At 68.6% G+C, this 19426-nt stretch carries 14 protein-coding genes; 5 read left to right on the top strand and 9 right to left on the bottom strand.

Features of this window, described 5'->3' with window-relative positions; all coding sequences use genetic code 11:
• Window positions 1–93 precede the first annotated feature (93 nt).
• Both G474_RS19510 and G474_RS0104430 read left to right on the top strand, forming a co-directional pair.
• On the top strand, window positions 94–1575 hold the full coding sequence (locus tag G474_RS19510) for an aminotransferase-like domain-containing protein (RefSeq protein ID WP_169729490.1): 1482 nt from the start codon (window positions 94–96) through the stop codon (window positions 1573–1575).
• Window positions 1572–1946, top strand: a complete 375-nt coding sequence (locus G474_RS0104430) for a nuclear transport factor 2 family protein (protein ID WP_026685924.1) — start codon at window positions 1572–1574, stop codon at window positions 1944–1946. Before G474_RS19510 ends, G474_RS0104430 begins: the two co-directional genes overlap by 4 nt.
• Window positions 1947–1959: 13 nt before the next feature.
• Here the strand turns inward: G474_RS0104430 and recD are convergent, their stop codons facing one another.
• The 6 genes from recD to G474_RS0104465 form a co-directional block, all read right to left on the bottom strand.
• Window positions 1960–3729, bottom strand: a complete 1770-nt coding sequence (recD, locus tag G474_RS0104435) for an exodeoxyribonuclease V subunit alpha (RefSeq protein WP_051281839.1) — start codon at window positions 3727–3729, stop codon at window positions 1960–1962.
• Window positions 3729–5162: a pyruvate kinase gene (gene pyk / locus G474_RS0104440; protein ID WP_026685926.1), complete on the bottom strand. Its 1434-nt coding sequence runs from the start codon at window positions 5160–5162 to the stop codon at window positions 3729–3731. Before pyk ends, recD begins: the two co-directional genes overlap by 1 nt.
• Window positions 5163–5384: 222 nt before the next feature.
• Entirely contained in the window at window positions 5385–6020 is a 636-nt protein-coding gene (locus G474_RS0104450) for a YceH family protein (protein WP_026685927.1), read from the bottom strand.
• An 81-nt stretch (window positions 6021–6101) separates the two neighbouring features.
• Window positions 6102–6968 (bottom strand): alpha/beta fold hydrolase, encoded by an 867-nt coding sequence (locus G474_RS0104455; protein ID WP_026685928.1) that lies wholly within the window; start codon window positions 6966–6968, stop codon window positions 6102–6104.
• Window positions 6969–7035: 67 nt separating this feature from the next.
• Window positions 7036–8220, bottom strand: coding sequence for a phosphoglycerate kinase (locus tag G474_RS0104460; RefSeq protein WP_026685929.1), 1185 nt, complete (start codon window positions 8218–8220; stop codon window positions 7036–7038).
• A gap of 13 nt (window positions 8221–8233) precedes the next feature.
• A complete protein-coding gene (locus tag G474_RS0104465) occupies window positions 8234–9295 on the bottom strand; it encodes a type I glyceraldehyde-3-phosphate dehydrogenase (RefSeq protein ID WP_026685930.1) in 1062 nt (353 codons plus the stop codon).
• Window positions 9296–9447: 152 nt separating this feature from the next.
• On the opposite strand from G474_RS0104465, the gene G474_RS21850 reads away from it, so the two are divergent.
• Window positions 9448–9942, top strand: coding sequence for a hypothetical protein (locus tag G474_RS21850; RefSeq protein ID WP_051281841.1), 495 nt, complete (start codon window positions 9448–9450; stop codon window positions 9940–9942).
• Between the two features lie 6 nt (window positions 9943–9948).
• Here G474_RS21850 and G474_RS0104475 read toward each other — a convergent pair whose 3' ends face one another.
• From G474_RS0104475 to tkt, 3 genes are all read right to left on the bottom strand, one after another.
• On the bottom strand, window positions 9949–10665 hold the full coding sequence (locus G474_RS0104475) for a fumarylacetoacetate hydrolase family protein (protein WP_026685931.1): 717 nt from the start codon (window positions 10663–10665) through the stop codon (window positions 9949–9951).
• A 78-nt stretch (window positions 10666–10743) separates the two neighbouring features.
• Complete coding sequence (gene gap / locus G474_RS0104480) at window positions 10744–11772, bottom strand: type I glyceraldehyde-3-phosphate dehydrogenase (RefSeq protein WP_026685932.1); 1029 nt, start codon at window positions 11770–11772, stop codon at window positions 10744–10746.
• Between the two features lie 57 nt (window positions 11773–11829).
• Window positions 11830–13833: a transketolase gene (tkt, locus tag G474_RS0104485; protein WP_026685933.1), complete on the bottom strand. Its 2004-nt coding sequence runs from the start codon at window positions 13831–13833 to the stop codon at window positions 11830–11832.
• 180 nt (window positions 13834–14013) lie between these two features.
• Between tkt and G474_RS19520 the strand changes: the two genes are divergently transcribed.
• Window positions 14014–15864: an HDOD domain-containing protein gene (locus G474_RS19520; protein WP_051281843.1), complete on the top strand. Its 1851-nt coding sequence runs from the start codon at window positions 14014–14016 to the stop codon at window positions 15862–15864.
• A 10-nt stretch (window positions 15865–15874) separates the two neighbouring features.
• Window positions 15875–19420, top strand: a complete 3546-nt coding sequence (locus G474_RS21855) for an EAL domain-containing protein (RefSeq protein ID WP_051281845.1) — start codon at window positions 15875–15877, stop codon at window positions 19418–19420.
• Window positions 19421–19426: the final 6 nt, after the last annotated feature.

The following is a 19426-nucleotide window of genomic DNA, read 5'->3' on the forward strand; positions in this document are numbered from 1 at the left end:
CACTGTAATGGTCCGGCCGGCAATACAGTTCAGGTGCCCGCCCCCTCCCCGGCGGGCGCCGGCTGGGCTATGGTGGCGGTCAAGGAGAAAAAGATGATCTACCTGGACCGGGACGCCCAGTTGTCCCTCGTGGAACAGATGCTCAGCCAGCTGGCCGGGCTGATCCAGAACGGCCAGCTGCCGCCGGGCAGCCGCCTGCCCTCGATCCGCAAGCTGGCCAGCCAGACCGGGGTGAGCACGGCCACAGTGGTAGCCGCCTACGACCGGCTCACGGCGCGGGGGCTGATCGAGGCCCGGGCCGCCTCGGGCTATTTCGTCTGCCATCACCGGCCCCAGGCGGGACGGATGCCCCTGCCCATCCCCCAGCGCAGCGAACTGGACGCCGTCTGGCTGATGCAGCAGCTGCTGCAGCGCCACAGCCACGTGACCGCCGTGGGCAGCGGCTTCATGCCCGAACACTGGCTGGAGGACATGCTCTCCTCCCGCTTCCTGGCCCAGTTCGCCCGCAAGGGCAAGCGGGCCTACGCCGCCCCGGGGGCCGCCGAGGGCTATCCGCCCCTGCGCAGCCAGCTCTCCATGAAGCTGGGCCGGGCCGGCATTCCCGCGCCGCCGGAGCAGCTGCTGCTGACCTTCGGCGCCACCCAGGCCATGGACCTGATCTGCCGCAGCCTGCTCAGCCCCGGGGACACGGTGGCCGTGGAAGAACCCGCCTACTTCGGCCTGTACGCCCAGCTGCGGGCCCTGGGCATGAAGCTGGTGGGCGTGCCGCGCCTGGAGAACGGCCCGGACCTGGCGGTGCTGGAGGAAATTTGCAGCACCTGGCGGCCCCGGCTGTTCTTCACCCAGACCCTGCTGCACAACCCCACCGGCGGCTCCACCGACGCCAGCACCGCCTTCCGCCTGCTGGAACTGGCCCGACGCCATCAGCTACTGATCGTCGAGGACGACGTGTATGGGGACCTGCATCCGGCCCCCAACCCCCTGCGCCTGGCCCAGGCGGACCAGCTGGAGCGGGTGATCCTGGTGGGCAGCTTCTCCAAGGTGCTGAGCCCCGCCATCCGGGTCGGCTACATCGCCGCCACCCCGGAGCTGATCCAGCTGTTTACGGAACACAAGATCCTCTCCGTGCTCAACTCCTCGGAACTGGACGAGCGCCTGGTCTGCGAACTGCTCACCAGCGGCAGCTTCCACAAGCACCTGGAGCGGCTCCGGGCCCGGCTCTCCCACCACCGGGCCCAGGCGGTCCAGGGGCTGGCCCGGGCCGGGCTGGAGCCCCTGCAACGCTTCAACGGGGACCTGTTCATCTGGGCCCGGCTGCCCCCCGGAGTGGAGCTGCGGGTGCTGGTAGAGGACGCCCTGGAAAACGGCTTCCTGCTCACCCCCGGGGATGTGTTCTTCCTGCGCCACGCCCCGGAGCCCTGGCTGCGCTTCAATGCCGCCGCCGCCAACGACGGCCGGCTGTTCGACTACCTGGAACAACGCCTGGGCCGCCTGGCGGCCCGCTCCCAGACCCTGCCCTCCACTCTGCCCGCTCCCCTGCCCGCCACTCTGCCTCAAAAGGAATCCGCCCCATGAAACCGGACGCCGACTTCGCCCGCCACTTCGCCCAGGAATGGGTGGCGGCCTGGAACGCCCACGACCTGCCGCGCATCCTGTCCCACTACCGGGTAGATTTCGAGATGCACTCCCCCCTGATCGCCCAGCTCGCCGGCGAGCCCAGCGGCTGCCTGCGCGGCCACGGGGCCGTCGGCGCCTACTGGGCCCGGGCCCTGGAGCTGCTGCCGGAGCTGCGTTTCGAACTGGTGGATGTGCTGCTGGGGGCCGACGGCCTGGTGCTCTATTACCGCAGCCCCAAGGGCTGGGCGGCGGAAAGCTTCGTCTTCGACGACCAGGGCCGGGTGGCCCAGGCCCGGGCCCATTACGCCGTGCCGCCGGCCGGCGCCTGAACGGAACCGCGCCTTAGGGCAAGGCCGCAGCCTGGAACGCCGCCAGGCGATCCTCCAGACCGCCCTCCCGGCGCACCACCCGGGCGCTGGCCTGGAGCAGCAGGTCCCCCCGCCCCAGCAGCCGCACCTGACGCCGGGCCCGGGTGACGGCGGTGTAGACCAGTTCCCGGCTCAGCAGGGGACTGTCCCGCTCCGGCAGCACCAGGGCCACGGCGTCGAATTCCGAACCCTGGGATTTGTGCACCGTCATGGCAAAAGCCGGCTCCCAGGCGGGCAGCCGCCCCGGCGACAGGCGCCGGTAGCCCCCCTGGCCGTCGGCAAACCACGCCCCCAGCCCCTGGGCGTCTTCCAGCACCAGGCCGATGTCCCCGTTGAAGAGGCGGGTGCCCGGGTCGTTACGGCGGATCATCAGCGGCAGGCCCGCGTGGAGGCCCGTGGGACTGGCCCCGCCCGGGCCCCGGAAGGCCGCGGCCAGGCGGTTGTTCACCCCTTCCACCCCCCGCTCCCCCTGGCGGGTGGCGCAGAGCACCCGGAAGGTCTCGAAGGCGGCGAACAGGGGCGCCGGATCATGGCGGCCCTGGTGCCAGGCGGCCAGGGCCTGGCGATAGGGAGCGTAGCCCGCCTCCAGCAGGGCGTACTCGGCCCCGTCCAGGCTGCGGCCGCTGCTTTCCTGGTGCAGCAATTCGCCCCCCGCGGCAAAACAGGCCAGGGCCTCCCGCCCCTGCCCGGCGACCAGGGCCCGGGCCAGGCGCCCCAGGGGGGAATCGCCGGCGAAGCGGTGGCTGCGGCTGAGGCCCACGGCGGCATCCCCCAGGGGACCGGGAACGGCGGTCCATGGAGTCGTCTCCAGCACCTCCGGAGCCCAGCCGCACAGATCGGCCAGCTGGGCCCGGAAGGCGGGAGCCAGGGCAGCGCTCCCGGCCAGCACGGCGAACACGGCCCCGGCCTCCACCGCCTGCAGCTGGTGCGGATCGCCCAGCAGGATCAACCGGGTCCCGGCCGGCAGGGCTTCACAGAGCTGCAGGGCCAGGCCCAGGTCGAGCATGGAAGCCTCATCCACCACCAGCACATCCAGCCCCAGGGGGTTGCCCCCATGGTGACGGGGCGCCTCCCCCTCCGGCCCCAGACCCAGGAGGCGATGCAGGGTGCCGGCCTCCCGGGGCAGCCGGGCGGCAATGTCAGGCGGCAGTTCGGCGGCCCGGGCGGCCAGGGATTCCTGCAGCCGGGCCGCGGCCTTGCCGGTGGGTGCGGCCAGAGCGATGCGGCTGTCGGGGGCGTCGGCCAGCAGGCAGGCGAGCAGGCGCGCCACGGTGGTGGTCTTGCCGGTCCCCGGGCCGCCGCTGATCACCGCCAGGCGCCGGCACAGGGCCAGGGCCACGGCGAGCTGCTGGCCGTCCCCGGGGGGGGCGGCGAACAGCTGGCGCAACAGGGCCCGGGCCGCGGGCCCCGGCGGGGCCGGCAGATCCTGGTGACGCCGCACCAGGGAGCGGGCCAGGCGCACTTCGGCGGCGTAGTTGCGGGCCAGGTAGAGGCGCCCTTCCCCATCCAGCACCAGGGGTTGGCCCTGCTCCGGCGGCCCGGCCACCCCGGAGGCCAGCAGGGCTTCCCGGTCCGGTGCCGTTTCTTCCGGCCCCAGGCAGACATGGCCGCCGGCCTCGGCCTGGACCAGGGCCAGGCCGGCCCGGCCCGCCGCCTGCTGGGCTTCCGGCCCGGCGCCCAGCTGCCGGGACCAGCGCCGGCACTGGTCGGCAAAGGCCAGGGCGAGGAGATTCTCGCCGGACATCAGGGACGCGGGTGTTCCCCGACCCGGACGATCTTCAGGGTATTGGTGCCACCCACGGAACCGATGGGCTCGCCGATGGTGAGCACGATCAGATCCCCCTTCTCCACCACCCCCTGGTCGATCAGCAGCTGCTCGGCCTCCCACAGCAGCTGATCCCGATCCGTGTGCTGCTGGCTCATGAGCAGGGGATAGACCTCCTTGTAGAGCACCATGGTGCCCATGGCCTTGCTGTCCGGCGTCAGGGCATAGATGGGCACGCCGCAGTTGAGGCGGCTCATCCACAGGGCGGTGGAGCCGGACTGGGTCAGGGCGGCGATGGCCTTCACCTTGAGATGGTGGGCGGTCCAGATGGCGGCCATGGCGATGGACTGGTCGATGCGGGTGAACACCCGGTTGAGCATTTCCCGGTCCAGGGTCACCTCGGCGGAACGCTCGGCCTCCAGACAGACCCGGGCCATGGATTCCACGGTTTCCACCGGGTAGTTGCCGCTCGCGGTCTCGGCCGAGAGCATCACCGCGTCGGTGCCGTCCAGCACCGCGTTGGCCACGTCGGAGACCTCGGCCCGGGTGGGCACCGGGGAATGGATCATGGATTCCATCATCTGGGTGGCGGTGATGGTGATCTTGTTCTTGTCCCGGGCGGCCCGGATCATCTTCTTCTGCAGGGCCGGCACGGCCGCGTCCCCCACCTCCACGGCCAGGTCGCCCCGGGCCACCATGATGCCGTCGGAGGCATCCAGGATTTCCTCCAGGTTGGCCACCGCCTCGGTGCGCTCGATCTTGGCGATCAGGCAGGCGTGGCTGCCCGCAGCCCGCAGCAACTGCCGGGCCATGTACATGTCGGCGGCGCTCTTGGGAAAGGAGACCGCCACGAAATCCACTTCCAGGGCGGCGGCGGTCTTGATGTCGTCCATGTCCTTGGCGGTCAGGGCCGGAGCCGTGAGCCCGCCCCCCTGGCGGTTGATGCCCTTGTTGTTGGAAAGCACCCCGCCCTGGAGCACCCGGGTCTGGATTTCCGAGCCCCGCACCCGCTCCACCTGCAGCTTCAGACGGCCATCGTCCAGGAGCAGGATGTCACCGGGCACCACGTCCCGGGGCAGGTCCTTGTAATCCAGGCCCACCTTGTCCTGGTTGCCCAGGGGGCAGGCGGCGTCGAGGCTGAAGGCCGCCCCGTTCTCCAGGGTGATGCGACCTTCCTCGAACTTGCCGACCCGGATCTTGGGTCCCTGCAGGTCGGCCAGGATGCCCACGGGCCGGCCGATCCGGGCAGCGGCCTCGCGGATGGCCCCGGCCCGGGCCATGTGGTCCCCGGCCGTGCCGTGGGAAAAATTCATGCGCACCACGTCCACGCCAGCCTGCACCAGCCGTTCCAGGACGGCAGGTTCGGAGGAGGCGGGCCCCAGGGTGGCGACGATCTTGGTATGACGGCTCATCTGCTTGCATCTCCCTTGTTGTACCGCCCCCGGTCCGGGAACGGCGGCTTGATTCATCCTTAAAACCTCAGTTAAACCACAGAGGCACAGAGACGCCGAGGAAAAACAAAGACTTGTCCTGGAAGGCCAGGTCACTTTCCAGGTGAGCGCAGAAGATAATGCAAGCCATTGTTTTTTTGAACTTCTCTGTGTCTTTGTATCTATGTAGTGAGGTTTTTAGGTTCATTCCCCCCGGGCCAGCAGCTGCTGCACCAGGTGCTCCAGTTCGGCGACCCGGTTTTCCAGGGTCTGTACCCGGGCTTCCAGCCCACCGGCTGAGGGCGCAGCGGCGGGCAGCGGCGCGCTCACGTCCACCGGGCCGCAGAGCAGGTGCATCCAGCGCTGCTCCCGGGCGCCGGGCTGGCGGGGCAGTTTCACGGCCAGGGGACATTCCCGGCCGGCCAGCTCTTCCAGATAGGCTTCCACGGCCGAAGCATCGGCAAAGCTGTGCAGGCGCTCGCAATTGGCGCGCAGCTCGCTGGCCGTCTGGGGCCCGCGCAGGGCCAGCACCGCCAGGAGCGGCACCATGGGCCCGGGCAGCCCGTAGGTCTTGCCGAAATTGTGGGCATAACGCAGCACCCGCCCCGAAGCTCCGTAGGTTTCCAGCACCAGATTGCGGCTGCGCAGGGCCTCCAGGGCCTCCTGCACCTCACTCTCCTTGAGGCTCAGGACCGGGTCCCGGGAGGTTTTCTGGTTGCAGCCGGCGGTGAGGCTGTTCACGGTGAGGGGATAGACATCGGGGGTGGTGCGTTCCTTCTCGATCAGGACACCCAGGATGCGGGCTTCGATCAGGCTCAGGTCGGGGAGGGTTGCGCTCATGTAAGGCCTTTTCCGGATGAAGCCTCAATTAGAGCAGATTTCCGCTCCCCCCGGCGGAGGGGAAGACCGGCTGGAGCCCTTTCAGGGCGGGTTGAGGATGGCCTCGGCGAACTGTGCCATCAGGGCTTCGGGGAAGTCGTGGCCCATGCCTGGTATCAGGCGCAGCCGGGCGCCGGGGATGGCGGCGGCCGTATCCCGGCCGCAAGCAACGGGGATCAGCGGGTCCGCCTCCCCATGCAAGACCGTGGCGGGCAGCCGCAGCCGGGCCAGCAGGGGACGCCGGTCACCGCCCCGGAGCAAAGCCGCCAGCTGCCGGGCCACGCCGGAGGGATGGAAGCTGCGCCGGTATTCGGCGGCGAACATGGCGCGCAGCTCCGCTTCCGGGGTGGGATAGCCCGGGCTCATCAGCACCCGCTGACGGGCCAGGGCATCCTCCACCACGGCGGCCTCGTCCCGGGACTCGGGCAGGGGCGCGCACAGGGCCCGCTGGGCAGCCGGCGTGGGCGGCGGCAGGGCCGGGTTGCCGCTGGAAGACATGATGGAGGTGAGGGACAGGCAGCGCTCCGGATGCCGGGCGGCCAGGAGCTGGGCCACCATGCCGCCCATGGAGGCGCCCACCACGTGGGCCCGGGTAATGGCGAGGGCATCCAGCAGGGCCAGGGCATCGGCCGCCAGGTCGTCCAGGCCGTAGGGCACCGGCACCGCTTCGCCCCGCAGCAGGGCCCCGAGCCGGGGACGCCCCAGGTGGTCGAGCTTGCTGGAGAGCCCCACGTCCCGATTGTCGAAACGGATCACCTGGCAGCCGGCATCCACCAGGGCTTGCACCAGGGACAGGGGCCAGCGGGTGAGCGGCGTACCCAGGCCCTGGATCAGCAGGACGGCCGGCGCCGCCGGAGGGCCGAAGCGCTCCACTTCCAGTTGCAGCGGACCGATATGCACCAGGCTCACGGGAACTCCCTATGAAAAAGGGGCGCTGCGGCTCTGGCCCGGCGCCCCTTGTCCCATGCGACGCAACTCAGCCCTGGTAGCGGGCTTCCAGGGCGGCGATGGCGGGCAGGGTCTTGCCTTCCAGGAATTCCAGGAAGGCGCCGCCGCCGGTGGAGATGTAACCCACGTCGTCGGCGATGTGGAACTTGGCGATGGCCGCCAGGGTGTCGCCACCGCCGGCGATGGAGAAGGCTTCCGAGTGGGCGATGGCGGAGGCCAGCATCTTGGTGCCGCCGGCGAACTGGGCGTGCTCGAAGACGCCCACGGGGCCGTTCCAGACGATGGTGCCGGCATTGGCGATGATCTCGGCCAGCTTCACGGCGCTCTTGGGGCCCACGTCCAGGATGCGGTCATGGGCGGAGACGTCGTCTACGGAAATCTTGTTGGCTCGGGCCAGGGCGGAAACTTCGTCGGCCACCACCACGTCGGTGGGCAGGGGCACTTCGGCGCCGCGCTGCTTCATCATGTCCATGATGGCGTGGGCTTCCTTGACCAGGTCGGGCTCGGCCAGGGATTCGCCGATGCGCTTGCCGGAGGCGAGCAGGAAGGTGTTGGCGATGCCGCCGCCGACGATCAGCTGGTCCACCTTCTCGGCCAGGGACTTGAGGATGGTCAGCTTGGAGGACACCTTGGCGCCGCCGACAATAGCCACCAGGGGACGCTTGGGGTTGTGCAGGGCCTTGCCCAGGGCGTCGATCTCGCCTCCCATCAGGATGCCGGCGCAGGCCACCGGAGCGAACTGGGCGATGCCGTGGGTGGTGGCCTCGGCCCGGTGGGCGGTGCCAAAGGCGTCATTGACATAGACGTCGCAGAGGGCGGCCATCTTCTTCGCCAGTTCCTCGTTGTTTTTCTTTTCCCCCTTGTTGCAGCGGCAGTTTTCCAGCAGCACCACTTCGCCGGGCTTCACCTCGAAACCGCCGTCCACCCAGTTCTGCACCAGGCGCACCGGCTTCTTGAGCAGCTGCCCGAGGCGCACGGCCACCGGGGCCAGGGTGTCATCGGGGCCGACTTCGCCCTCGGTGGGACGGCCCAGGTGGGAGGTGACCATCACCGCGGCGCCCTTGTCCAGGCAGTACTGGATGGAAGGCAGGGAGGCCTTGATGCGGGTATCTTCGGTGATGTTGCCGGCTTCGTCCTGGGGCACGTTCAGGTCGGCACGGATGAAGACGCGCTTGCCGGCCACGTCCAGGTCGGTGAGTTTCTTGACTTGCATGGAAAGTCTCCTGTTATTGGGAATGGTGTGAAGTGTCGGGCCAGAGGCCCCGCCAGTACCGGGTCACGTCCAGCATCCGGTTGGCAAAGCCCCACTCGTTGTCGAACCAGACCAGCAGATTGATCAGCCGGGGGCCGATGCTGCGGGTCTGGCTGCCATCCACGATGGCCGAATGGGCATCGTGGTTGAAATCGATGGAGGCGTGGGTTTCCTCCGAATAGGCCAGCAGCCCCCGGAACCGGTCCGCCGCTGCCGCCTGGAGCCGGCGGTTGATCTCCCGGGCGCTCACCTCCCGGCCGAACTGCAGCACCAGGTCGATGGCGGAAACATTGGTGGTGGGCACCCGGATGGCCTTGGCCTGGACCTTGCCGGCCAGGGCGGGGAGCAAGCGCTCCACCCCCCGGGCCAAACCGGTGGACACGGGAATGATGGACTGCATGGCGGACCGGGTACGGCGCAGGTCCGTGTGGTGATAGCCGTCGATCAGGGGCTGATCGTTCATGACCGAATGCAGGGTGGTGAGCAGCACCTGCTCCAACCCCAGCTCCCGGCCCAGCAGATCGAGAATGGGCACCACCGCATTGGTGGTGCAGGAGGCATTGGAGACGATGCGCTCCCGCCCGGTGAGCAGTTCCTGGTTGATGCCATGGACCACCGTGGCATCCACGTCGGCGGCACTGTTGGCCGGATGGGAGAGCAGCACCCGGGGCGCTCCGGCCGCCAGGAAGCGGCTGATGCCGGGCCGGTCGCTGTACTGGCCCGAGCATTCCACCACCAGGTCTATGCCCAGGTCGTCCCAATCCACCGCCTCGGGCTCACTGGCATGGGTGACAGGGATGGCCCGGCCGTCGATGAGCAGATGATCCTCCCCGGCTTCCACCTGGCCGGGAAAGCGGCCGTGGGTGGAATCGAAGCGGGTCAGGTAGGCGATGCTGGCCAGGTCGGCCGGCTCGTTGATGGCGGCCACCTGGAGTTCCCCGGCCAGGCCTGCCTCGTAGAGGGCGCGCAGGAAGCAGCGACCGATGCGGCCATAACCGTTGATGGCAAGGCGGAGGGGGCGACAGGAGCCGGTCACGGGGCCAGGTCAGGAAATGGTTGAAGGGCGGGATTTTACAGGGTTGGCGCGAAAAAACCGATGCCTGGTCCGATGCCACCGACCGGACCCCGGTCATTGCCGGTGGCATGGAGCTTGCAGAGGCAGGCCATCCGGCATCCAGGAAGCTCATCATGCAGATCGACAACCGCTACACCGGCCTGAGCGCCTACACCACCAGCAGCTCCAGCAAGCGTAACAACGAAACGGATTTCCCCGGCCTTGGGGCCGTCAGCCAGAGCGACAACGAAAAGAGCAGCAGCGGCGCCAAGATCCAGACCCAGGAGGAAAAGGCTGCTGCCGCCCAAGCGGCCCATGAAGCCCTGTGGGCCCAGTTCAAGGAATACATGGAGAAGAGCCCGGCTGAACTGATGCGCGAGCAGGTGCTGAAGGACCTGGGCATCAGCGAGGAAGAACTTGCCGCCATGCCGCCGGAAAAACGTGCCGCCATGGAAGATGAAATTGCCGACCGGATCAAGGAAAAGCTGCTGGGCAAGAAGCAGGAAGGGGCCGATGAAGTGCGCCCCACCCTGAGCAGCACCTCCGATGCCACCCAGGCCCAGCTCAAGTCCTACATGCAGAGCCAGACGCCCAGCTTCCCCCTGCTGGAAACCGGGCTCAAGGCCTGAGCCCCTTCAGACCAGGGTAATGGCGATCCGGCCTATGCCCTGCACCGCTCCCACCAGGGTATCGCCCCGGACCACGGTGGACACCCCGGCGGGGGTCCCGGTAAAGATCAGGTCCCCGGGGGCCAGGCGCAGGTAGGTGGACAAATTGGCCACCACCTCGGCCACCTTCCAGCTCATCTGCGCCAGGTCGCCGGACTGGCGCCGCTCCCCATTCACCTCCAGCCAGATGCTGCCCGCTTCGGGATGGCCGGCCACCTCGGCCGGCAGGATGGGGCCGATGGGCCCGGACTGGTCGAAGCCCTTGCCCATGTCCCAAGGATGGGCCTTTTCCTTGGCCCGCTGCTGCAGGTCCCGGCGGGTCAGATCAAAGCCCACGGCGTAACCGAACACGGCCCCCAGGGCCTCCGGCACGGGAATATCCTGGCCCCGGTCTCCCAGCTCCAGCACCCCGGGACCGATGGCCAGCACCAGCTCCACTTCGTGCTGCAGGTTGCCGGTGGCGGGAGGATAGGCCACCGGCTGGGGCGACTCCCCGAGCACCGGCACCAGGGCGTCGGCGGGTTTGCTGAAGAAGAAGGGAGGTTCCCGGGTGTCGGCACCCATCTCGCGGGCATGGTCGGCGTAGTTGCGGCCGACGCAATAGACCCGGCGCACGGGAAAGCCCTCGGCCCGGCCAACGATGGGCAGGGAAACCGTGGGTGAAGGAGGAAACAGGTAAGTCATGGCAGCACCTCGGGGGAAAACCGGTCATAAAAAAACCGCCAGGCGTACCGGGCGGTTTCTGCTTCAGCCCGCAGGGGCTTACTTGGCGGCCATCCAGGCACGGGCGGCGTCGAGCATGCGGCAGGAGTAGCCCCACTCGTTGTCGTACCAGGCCAGGACCTTCACCAGGGTGGAACCGTCTTCGGCCTTCAATACACGCGTCTGCGTCGCGTCGAAGGTGGAAGAAACCGTGGTGTGGTTGAAGTCGGAGGACACCAGGGGTTCGTTGTTCACGGCCATGATGCCCTTCAGGGGGCCGTTGGCGGCGGCGGTCATCAGGGCGTTGATTTCGTCCTTGGTGGTGGCGCGCTCGGCGGTGAAGGTCAGATCCACCAGGGAGACGTTGATGGTGGGCACGCGCAGGGCGAAGCCGTCGAACTTGCCCACCAGCTGCGGCAGCACCAGGCCCACGGCCTTGGCGGCACCGGTCTTGGTGGGGATGATGTTGGCGGCAGCGGCCCGGGCGCGGCGCAGGTCCTTGTGGCGCACGTCCACCGTGACCTGGTCGTTGGTGTAGGCGTGCACCGTGGTCATCAGGCCGGACTTGATGCCGATGTTGTCGGACAGCACCTTGGCCACGGGGGCCAGGCAGTTGGTGGTGCAGGAGGCATTGGAAACCACGGTCATGGCCTGGGTCAGCACGCCTTCGTTGACGCCCATGACGATGGTGCCGTCCACGTCGTCACCGCCGGGAGCGGAGATCAGCACCCGCTTGGCGCCTTGTTCGAGCAGGGCGGCAGCCTTGGCCTTGGTGGTGTAGGCGCCGGTGCACTCGAGCAGGACGTCCACGCCGTGGCTGGCCCAGTTCACACCCTTGGGGTCCTTGGTGGAGTAGAAGGGAATCTTCTTGCCGTCGATGATGATGCAGTTTTCACCTTCGGTTTCCACGGAGGTGCCGAAACGGCCATGGGTGGTGTCGTACTTGAGCAGGTGGGCATTGGTGGCCAGATCGCCGGAGGCGTTGATGGCAACCACTTCGAACTCGTTCTGCAGCCCCTGTTCGTAGATGGCGCGCAGGGTGCAGCGACCGATACGACCAAAACCGTTGATGGCGACCTTGATAGCCATGACCTTCTCTCCTTTATTGGAATGTGTGTTCAGTTTGCGTCAAATCAGCAGCCCGGCTCAGAGCCCGGCCTTCACGGTGTTCACCACGTTGGCCACGGTGAACCCGTAATGTTCGAAAAGCTTGCCGGCAGGCGCGGAGGCACCGAATTCGTTGATGCTGATTACCGCCCCGTGCAGGCCCACGTACTTGTACCAGCCGTCCCCGTGGGCGGCTTCGATGGCGATGCGGCGCACGTGGCTGCCGAGCACGGACAGCTTGTAGTCCTTGCTCTGCCGGTCGAAGGCGCTGGTACAGGGCATGGAGACCACGCGCACGGCGATGCCTTCAGCGGCCAGGGCGGCCTGGGCGTCCAGGGCCAGCTTCACTTCGGAGCCGGTGGCAATGAGCACGGCCTTGGGATGCTCGGCGTCCGAGAGCACGTAGCCGCCCTTACGGATAGTCTCGGCGGCAATGGCGCCGGTGACCGTGGGCAGGTTCTGGCGGGACAGGGCCAGCAGGCTGGGCCCATCCATGCGTTCGATGCCATTGGCCCAGGCCACGGCGGTTTCGGTGGCGTCGCAGGGGCGCCACACGTCCAGATTGGGGATCAGGCGCAGGCTGGGGATGTGCTCCACGGGCTGGTGGGTGGGGCCGTCCTCGCCCAGGCCGATGGAGTCATGGGTGTAGACCATGATCTGGCGCTGCTTCATCAGCGCCGCCATGCGGATGGCGTTGCGGGCGTAGTCGGAGAACACCAGGAAGGTGGCGGTGTAGGGCACCAGGCCGCCGTGCAGGGCGATGCCGTTGGCGATGGCGGTCATGCCGAACTCGCGCACCCCGTAGAAGCAGTAGTTGCCCCCCTCGGTGCGGGTGACGCCCTTGCTGCCCTTGACGAAGGTCAGGTTGGAAGCGGCCAGGTCGGCGGAGCCGCCGAACAGCTCGGGCAGGCCGGGCAGGTAGGCGGCGATGGCGTTCTGGCTGGCCTTGCGGGTGGCGATGTTCTCCGCCTTGTCCTTGCAGGCGGCGACGAAGGCGGCGACCTGCTCGTTCCAGTTGGCGGGCAGTTCGTTCTTGATCACCCGGCGCTCGAACTCGGCGGCCAGTTCGGGGAAGGCGGCCTTGTAGGCGGCGAAGCGGCCGGCCCACTCGGTTTCAGCAGCGGCGCCCTTGGCCTTGGCATCCCAGGCGGCGTACACGTCGGCGGGGATTTCGAAGGGGGCGTGTTCCCAGCCGATGCAGGCCCGGGCGGCGGCGATTTCCTCGGCGCCCAGGGGGGCGCCGTGGCAGTCGTGGCTGCCGCCCTTGTTGGGGGAACCCATGCCGATCACGGTCTTGCAGCAGATCAGGGTGGGCTTGCCGGTCTCGGCCTGGGCGGCCTTGAGGGCGGCTTCCACGGCGGCGGCATCGTGGCCGTTCACGGCGGGGATCACCTGCCAGCCGTAAGACTCGAAGCGCTTCGGGGTGTCGTCGGTGAACCAGCCTTCCACATGGCCGTCGATGGAGATGCCGTTATCGTCGTAGAAGGCAATCAGCTTGCCCAGGCCCAGGGTGCCGGCCAGAGAGCAGGCCTCGTGGGAAATCCCTTCCATCAGGCAGCCATCGCCCAGGAAGGCGTAGGTGTAGTGGTCAACCACCGCATGGCCGGGCCGGTTGAACTCGGCGGCCAGCACCTTCTCGGCCAGGGCGAAGCCCACGGCGTTGCTGATGCCCTGGCCCAGAGGACCGGTGGTGGTTTCCACGCCGGGGATGTGGCCCACTTCCGGGTGACCGGCGGTGGGGGAGCCGAACTGGCGGAAATTCTTCAGGTCGTCGATGGAGACGGCGTAGCCGGTCAGGTGCAGCAGGGCATAGATCAGCATGGAGCCGTGCCCGTTGGAGAGCACGAAGCGGTCGCGGTCGGCCCACAGGGGATTGGCCGGGTTGTGCTTCAGGTGGCGGCGCCACAGCACCTCGGCGATTTCCGCCATGCCCATGGGAGCCCCCGGGTGGCCGGAATTGGCCTTCTGCACTGCATCCATGGCCAGGGCGCGGATGGCGCCAGTCAAGGGATTGAAGGAAACCTGCTGGGAACTAGCGCTCATGGAAAACCTGCTGCCGGGCGAAGGAAAGGGCTGAATTATCGGCGAAAAGCCCCCTTTTTGGGTAGGGGGAGCCGCAGGCGCCGCCCCGGAAGGCCCGGTGAAGCGCCCCGGAAAGCTCACAAAGCCCTGCGGCAAGGGCCCCCCGCTTTGGTAATATGGGGGAATCAGGGAGTTTCACCAATGACCAACAATATTCCCCTCCATACCCGCCTGCAGAACGAGAACAGGCTGCCCTCCCCCCGGGGCCCCGCCCTGGCGGTGCTGCGCCTGACCCAAAAGGAAAGTTCCAGCCTGGAGGACCTGGCCCACGCCATCTCCGCCGATCCGGTACTCACCGGGCGCCTGCTCAAGGCCGCCAATGCCGTGCGTCCCGTAGGCCAACGCCCGGTGGCCTCCCTCCGGGACGCCGTGCGTCTCCTGGGATTCTCTGCCGTCCGCGGCCTGGCCCTGGGCTTCTGCCTGCTCGGCGACCATCGCCAGGGGCCCTGCAAATCCTTCGATTACAAACGTTACTGGTCCGGCTGCCTGCTGCGGGGCCTGGCCCTGCAGGCCATCTGTCAGCAGGTCCGGGCCATCCCCGTGGAAGAAGCCTTCAGCCTCGGGCTGCTGGTGCGCATCGGCGACCTGGCCCTGGCCAGCGGCTTCCCCGAAAGTTACGAGGAAATCGCCCCCCTCTCCCCCCGGGAACGGGCGGCGGCGGAAAAAACCCGCTACGGCCAGGACAGTGCCGCCCTGGCCGCCGACATGCTCACCGACTGGGGCCTGCCCGCCATCTTCACCGACCCCGTGGCCTGGCAGGAGGCGCCGGACCGGGCCCCGTTCCGGGAAGACAGCCGCTCCTGGAACCTGCTCCAGGCCATCAATCTGGCTTCGGCCATCGTCCAGGTCTGCCTGGCCGATCCGGCCCAGCGGCGCAGCATGGTGGCCGGGCTGCTGATGCAGGGGGCCCGCCTGTCCATGGACCCGGACAACCTGCCCGAACTGGTGGACCGGGTGGTGGCCGAATGGCAGGACTGGGCCGGCCTGTTCGAGGTCCCCGCCGGAGAGCTGCCCCCCTTCGCCCAGCTGGCTCAGCCCCCGGGCCTGAACCCGGGCGGCGATCCCCTGCTGGAACAGGGGGATACGGAAAAGCTGCGGGTTCTGGTGGTGGACGATGAAGGCAGCCTGCGGGGCTTCCTGCGCGCCCTGCTGGAGCAGCTGGGCTTCGAGGTGATGGATGCCGCCGACGGTAGCGCCGCCCTCAAGCTGGCCGAGGAATGGCACCCGGACCTGGTGGTCTCCGACTGGCTGATGCCCGGCACCGACGGCCTGGAGCTCACCCGCCGCCTGCGCCAGACCGAAGAGGGCAAGGCCACCTTCATCCTGCTCCTGACCCAGCTTTCCGACGATGACAAGCTGGTGGAAGCCTTTGCCGCCGGGGTGGACGACTTCATCGGCAAGCCCCTCAAGCCCCGGGTGTTCGCGGCCCGGCTGCGGGCGGCCCGGCGCGTCATCACCCTGAGGAAGGAAATCGAACGGGACCGGATCAACTTCCAGCGCTGCGCCGCCGATTTCGCCGCCACCCACCGGCGCCTGCAGGACATGGCCCACAGCGACCCCCTCACGGGCCTGCCCCATCGCCAGCAGGGCATCACCCAGCTGCATCAGGCCGTGGCCCATGCCCGCCAGGAACAGTCGCCCCTGGCCTGCATCCTGATCACCCTGCCCTCCCTGGGCCCCATCAACCACCAGCTCGGCCGCCAGGCCGGGGACCGGTTGCTGATGCAGATCGCCCAGATGCTCAAGGCCGGGCTGCGCCCCGGAGACCGGCTGTGCCGCTACGGCGACCGCAGTTTCCTGGTGACCTGCCCCCAGACGGTGCTGGCCCAGGCCCTGACCGCCGCCCAGCGCATGGAAAGCCTGGTGGGCAGGCATTGCGAAGGCATCGCCCTGCCGCCCAAGGTCCGGGTCTGCTGCCTCGGCCCCGGCATGGGCAGCGAGGATGCCCTGCTCGACAGCCTGGAACACACGCCCCCCCTGGGAGCTTCCTGAGCCACCCATCATGGGCCCAGCCATCCTCCTCCCCCTCCTGCGCGGCCTGGGCCGGCTGGTGGGACGCCATCCTGGACTGCCCGTCCTGGTGCTGTGCGCCTGGACCCTGCCGGTCCTGGCCAGCACCGAGCTCACCCTGGCGGTACTGGCCTTTCGGGACAAGGCGGAAACGGAACAGCGCTGGCAGGCCACTGCCGATTACCTGAGCCAGTCCCTGCCCGGCTACCGGGTCCGCGTGGTGGCCCAGACCCTGCCGGAGATGCAGCAGGGCTACCTGGGTCTGGACCCGGATTTCGTGCTCGCCCAACCCACCCTCTACATCGAGCTGCACCACCGGGAACCCATGACCCGCCTGGCCACCCTGGTGGGCCCGGGCAAGACCGGCGACCGCTTCGGCGGCGTCATCCTGGTGGACGCCCGGCGTACTGACCTGAACCATCTGACCGACCTGAAAGGCCAGCGCCTGGCCGCCGTGAACCTGAGCTCCCTGGGGGCCTACCAGGCCCAGGCCCATACCCTGCTCCAGGCCGGCATCGACCTGCGCCGGGACGCCCGGGTGACCTTCACCGGCCAGCCCCAGGACCGGGCCGTGGAAGCCCTGCTGGCAGGGCAGGCCGATGCCGCCTTTGTCCGTACCGGGGTGTTCGAGTCCCTGCTGGCCGAGGGCAAGATTCCCCCCGGCCGCATCAAGGTCCTGGCCCCACGCCAGGAGCCCGGCTTTCCCCTGGCCCTGTCCACCCGCCTCTACCCGGAATGGCCTTTCGCCGCCCGCAACCGGGTCCCGGAAGCGGTGCAGAAAGCCGTGGCCCGGGCCCTGCTGGCCCAGCCCGCCGATCACCCGGCCTCCCGGACCGGCCAGTACCGGGGCTGGACCCTGGCGGGGGACTACCAGCCCCTGCGGGAACTTCTGGAAGACCTGCAGCTCCCCCCCTACGATCAGCGCCGCCTGAGCCTGGCCGAGCTGTGGAAACGCTACGGCCTGGTGCTGCTCTCCATGGCCGGGGCCGCCCTGGCGGTCCTGACCCTGCTGCTCTACGGCATGCGCCGCCTGAACCGGGAACTGCGCCGGGAAATGTCCGCCAGCCGGACCTACCTGAAGGAACTGGAGGCCGAACAGCGCCTGTTCGCCGAAGGCCCCGTGGCCGTACTGGTCTGGAGCGCCGCCCAGGGCTGGCCGGTCCTGTCCGCCTCCGCCAATGCAGCCACGGTGCTGGGCATTGCCGGGCAGCGCCTGGAGGCCCCGGAGTTCCGTTTCGTGGACCTGATCCTGCCCGAGGACCTGGCCCGCATCACCGCCGAGGTGGAACAGCACCAGCAGGCCCGGCGCCAGCAGTGGCAGCAGACCTACCGGATTCGCGATGACTGGGGCCAGATCCGCTGGATCAGCGACTTCACCATCGCCGAGCAGGACGCCACCGGCCAGGTCTGCCAGCTGCGCGGCTACCTGATCGACGACACGGCGCGCATGGCTCTGGAGGAGCGGCTGAAGCTGCTGGCCAGCGTCTTCGACAATGCCCAGGAAGGCATCGCCCTCACCGACACCCGGGGCACCATCCTGGAGGTCAACCTGAGCTTCTGCGCCATCACCGGCTACCTGCGCCAGGAGGTGGTGGGCCAGAACCCGCGCATCCTCAGTTCCGGCCGCCACCCTTCGGTGTTCTACGCGGCCATGTGGGAGACCCTGGCCCGGGAAGGCGCCTGGCAGGGAGAAATCTGGAACCGGCGCAAGAACGGGGAAGTCTTCCCGGAGCTGCTCTCGATCACGGCCGTGACCGACATCCGGGGCGTGGTGACCCACTACATCGCGGTGTTCACCGACATCTCCGACCTGAAGAAGCAGCAGCAGAAGATCGAGCGCCTAGCCCACTACGACATCCTCACCGGCCTGCCCAACCGGGCCCTGCTCGCCGACCGGCTGCAGATGGCCCTGGCCCAGGCCCGCCGGGAGCAGGGCCAGCTGGCCATCGCCTACCTGGACCTGGACGGCTTCAAGCCAGTCAACGACACCTATGGCCACAACGTGGGGGATGTGCTGCTCACCCGGGTGGCCCGGCGCCTGACCGCCGCCCTGCGCGAAACCGATACGGTGGCCCGGCTGGGAGGCGACGAATTCGTCCTGGTCCTGGGCGGCAGCCAGGAGCGCAACGACTACCTGCACACCCTGGACCGGGTCCTGACCCAGCTGGCGGAACCCTGCCCCCTGCCCGAGGTGAGCGTCACCCTCTCGGCCAGCATCGGCGTCACCTTCTTCCCCGACGACGACTCGGAGCCGGATGCCCTGATGCGCCACGCGGACCAGGCCATGTACCGGGCCAAGCAGGCCGGACGCAACCGCTACCACATCTTCGAAATCCAGGAAGAACGGGAATCCTCCCTGCGCCAGGAAAATCTGGTGCGCATCCGCCGGGCCCTGGAGCAGGATGAGTTCCTGCTCTACTACCAACCCAAGGTGGATATGCGCCGGGGCCGGGTGCTGGGCATGGAGGCCCTGATCCGCTGGCAGCATCCGGATCGGGGGCTGCTGGCCCCAGCCGAGTTCCTGCCCCTGATCGAGGACACGGAACTGGAACTGCGCCTGGGGGAATGGGTGATCGCCACCGCCCTGGCCCAGCTCACCTACTGGCGCAAGCTGGGCCTGGACATTTCCATCAGCATCAACATCGCCAGCCCCCACCTGCTGTCGCCGGAATTCCTCCCCTACCTCTCGGCCCAGCTGCAGGCCTACCCGCCCCTGCCCGCCGGGGCCCTGGAAATCGAGCTGCTGGAATCTGCCGCCCTGGCCGACATCAACGAGGTGGCCCAGGTGCTGGGCAGCTGCCGCAAGCTGGGCCTGGGCATCGCCCTGGACGACTTCGGCACCGGCTACTCCTCCCTGGCCTACCTGCGCCGCCTGCCTGCCGATGTGCTGAAGGTAGACCAGAGCTTCGTGCGCGACATGCTGCACGACCCGGAAGACCTAGCCATCGTCGAAGGGGTGGTGGGCCTGGCCCAGGTGTTCCACCGCCAGGTCATCGCCGAGGGGGTGGAAAGCACCTCCCACGGCATCATGCTGCTGCACATGGGCTGCGACCACGCCCAGGGCTACGGCATCGCCCGCCCCATGCCCGCCGCCGCTGTTCCCGGCTGGGTACGGGACTGGACCCCGGACCCGGCCTGGATCACCGCCGCCAGCCTGGAGCTGGAACGGGCCCACCTGCCCCTGCTGCTGATGGAGGTGGAGCACCGACACTGGGTGGACCAGATGCTCGCCTACGTCCAGGCTGCCGACGGCACCCATCCGCGCATCCCGCCCCTGAGCAGCGAGGAATGCAACTTCGGCCGCTGGTACCACAAGGCCCGGGAGCTGCAGCCCTACTGCCAGGACAGCAATTTCCTCGCCATGGACGAAGTGCACAGCCGCATCCACCGCCTCGGCCAGGTCATGGTGGAGGCCATTTCCCAGGGGCGGCGCCAGGATGCCCTGGACCGGGTCGGCGAACTATGCGCCGCCCGGGAACAGCTGGTGAACCTGCTGCACCAGCTGGTGGCCGCCGTGGTCCTGGGCCAGGACGACTAGGCGTTC

This window comes from Azovibrio restrictus DSM 23866 (assembly GCF_000429665.1).
Lineage (GTDB): Bacteria > Pseudomonadota > Gammaproteobacteria > Burkholderiales > Rhodocyclaceae > Azovibrio > Azovibrio restrictus.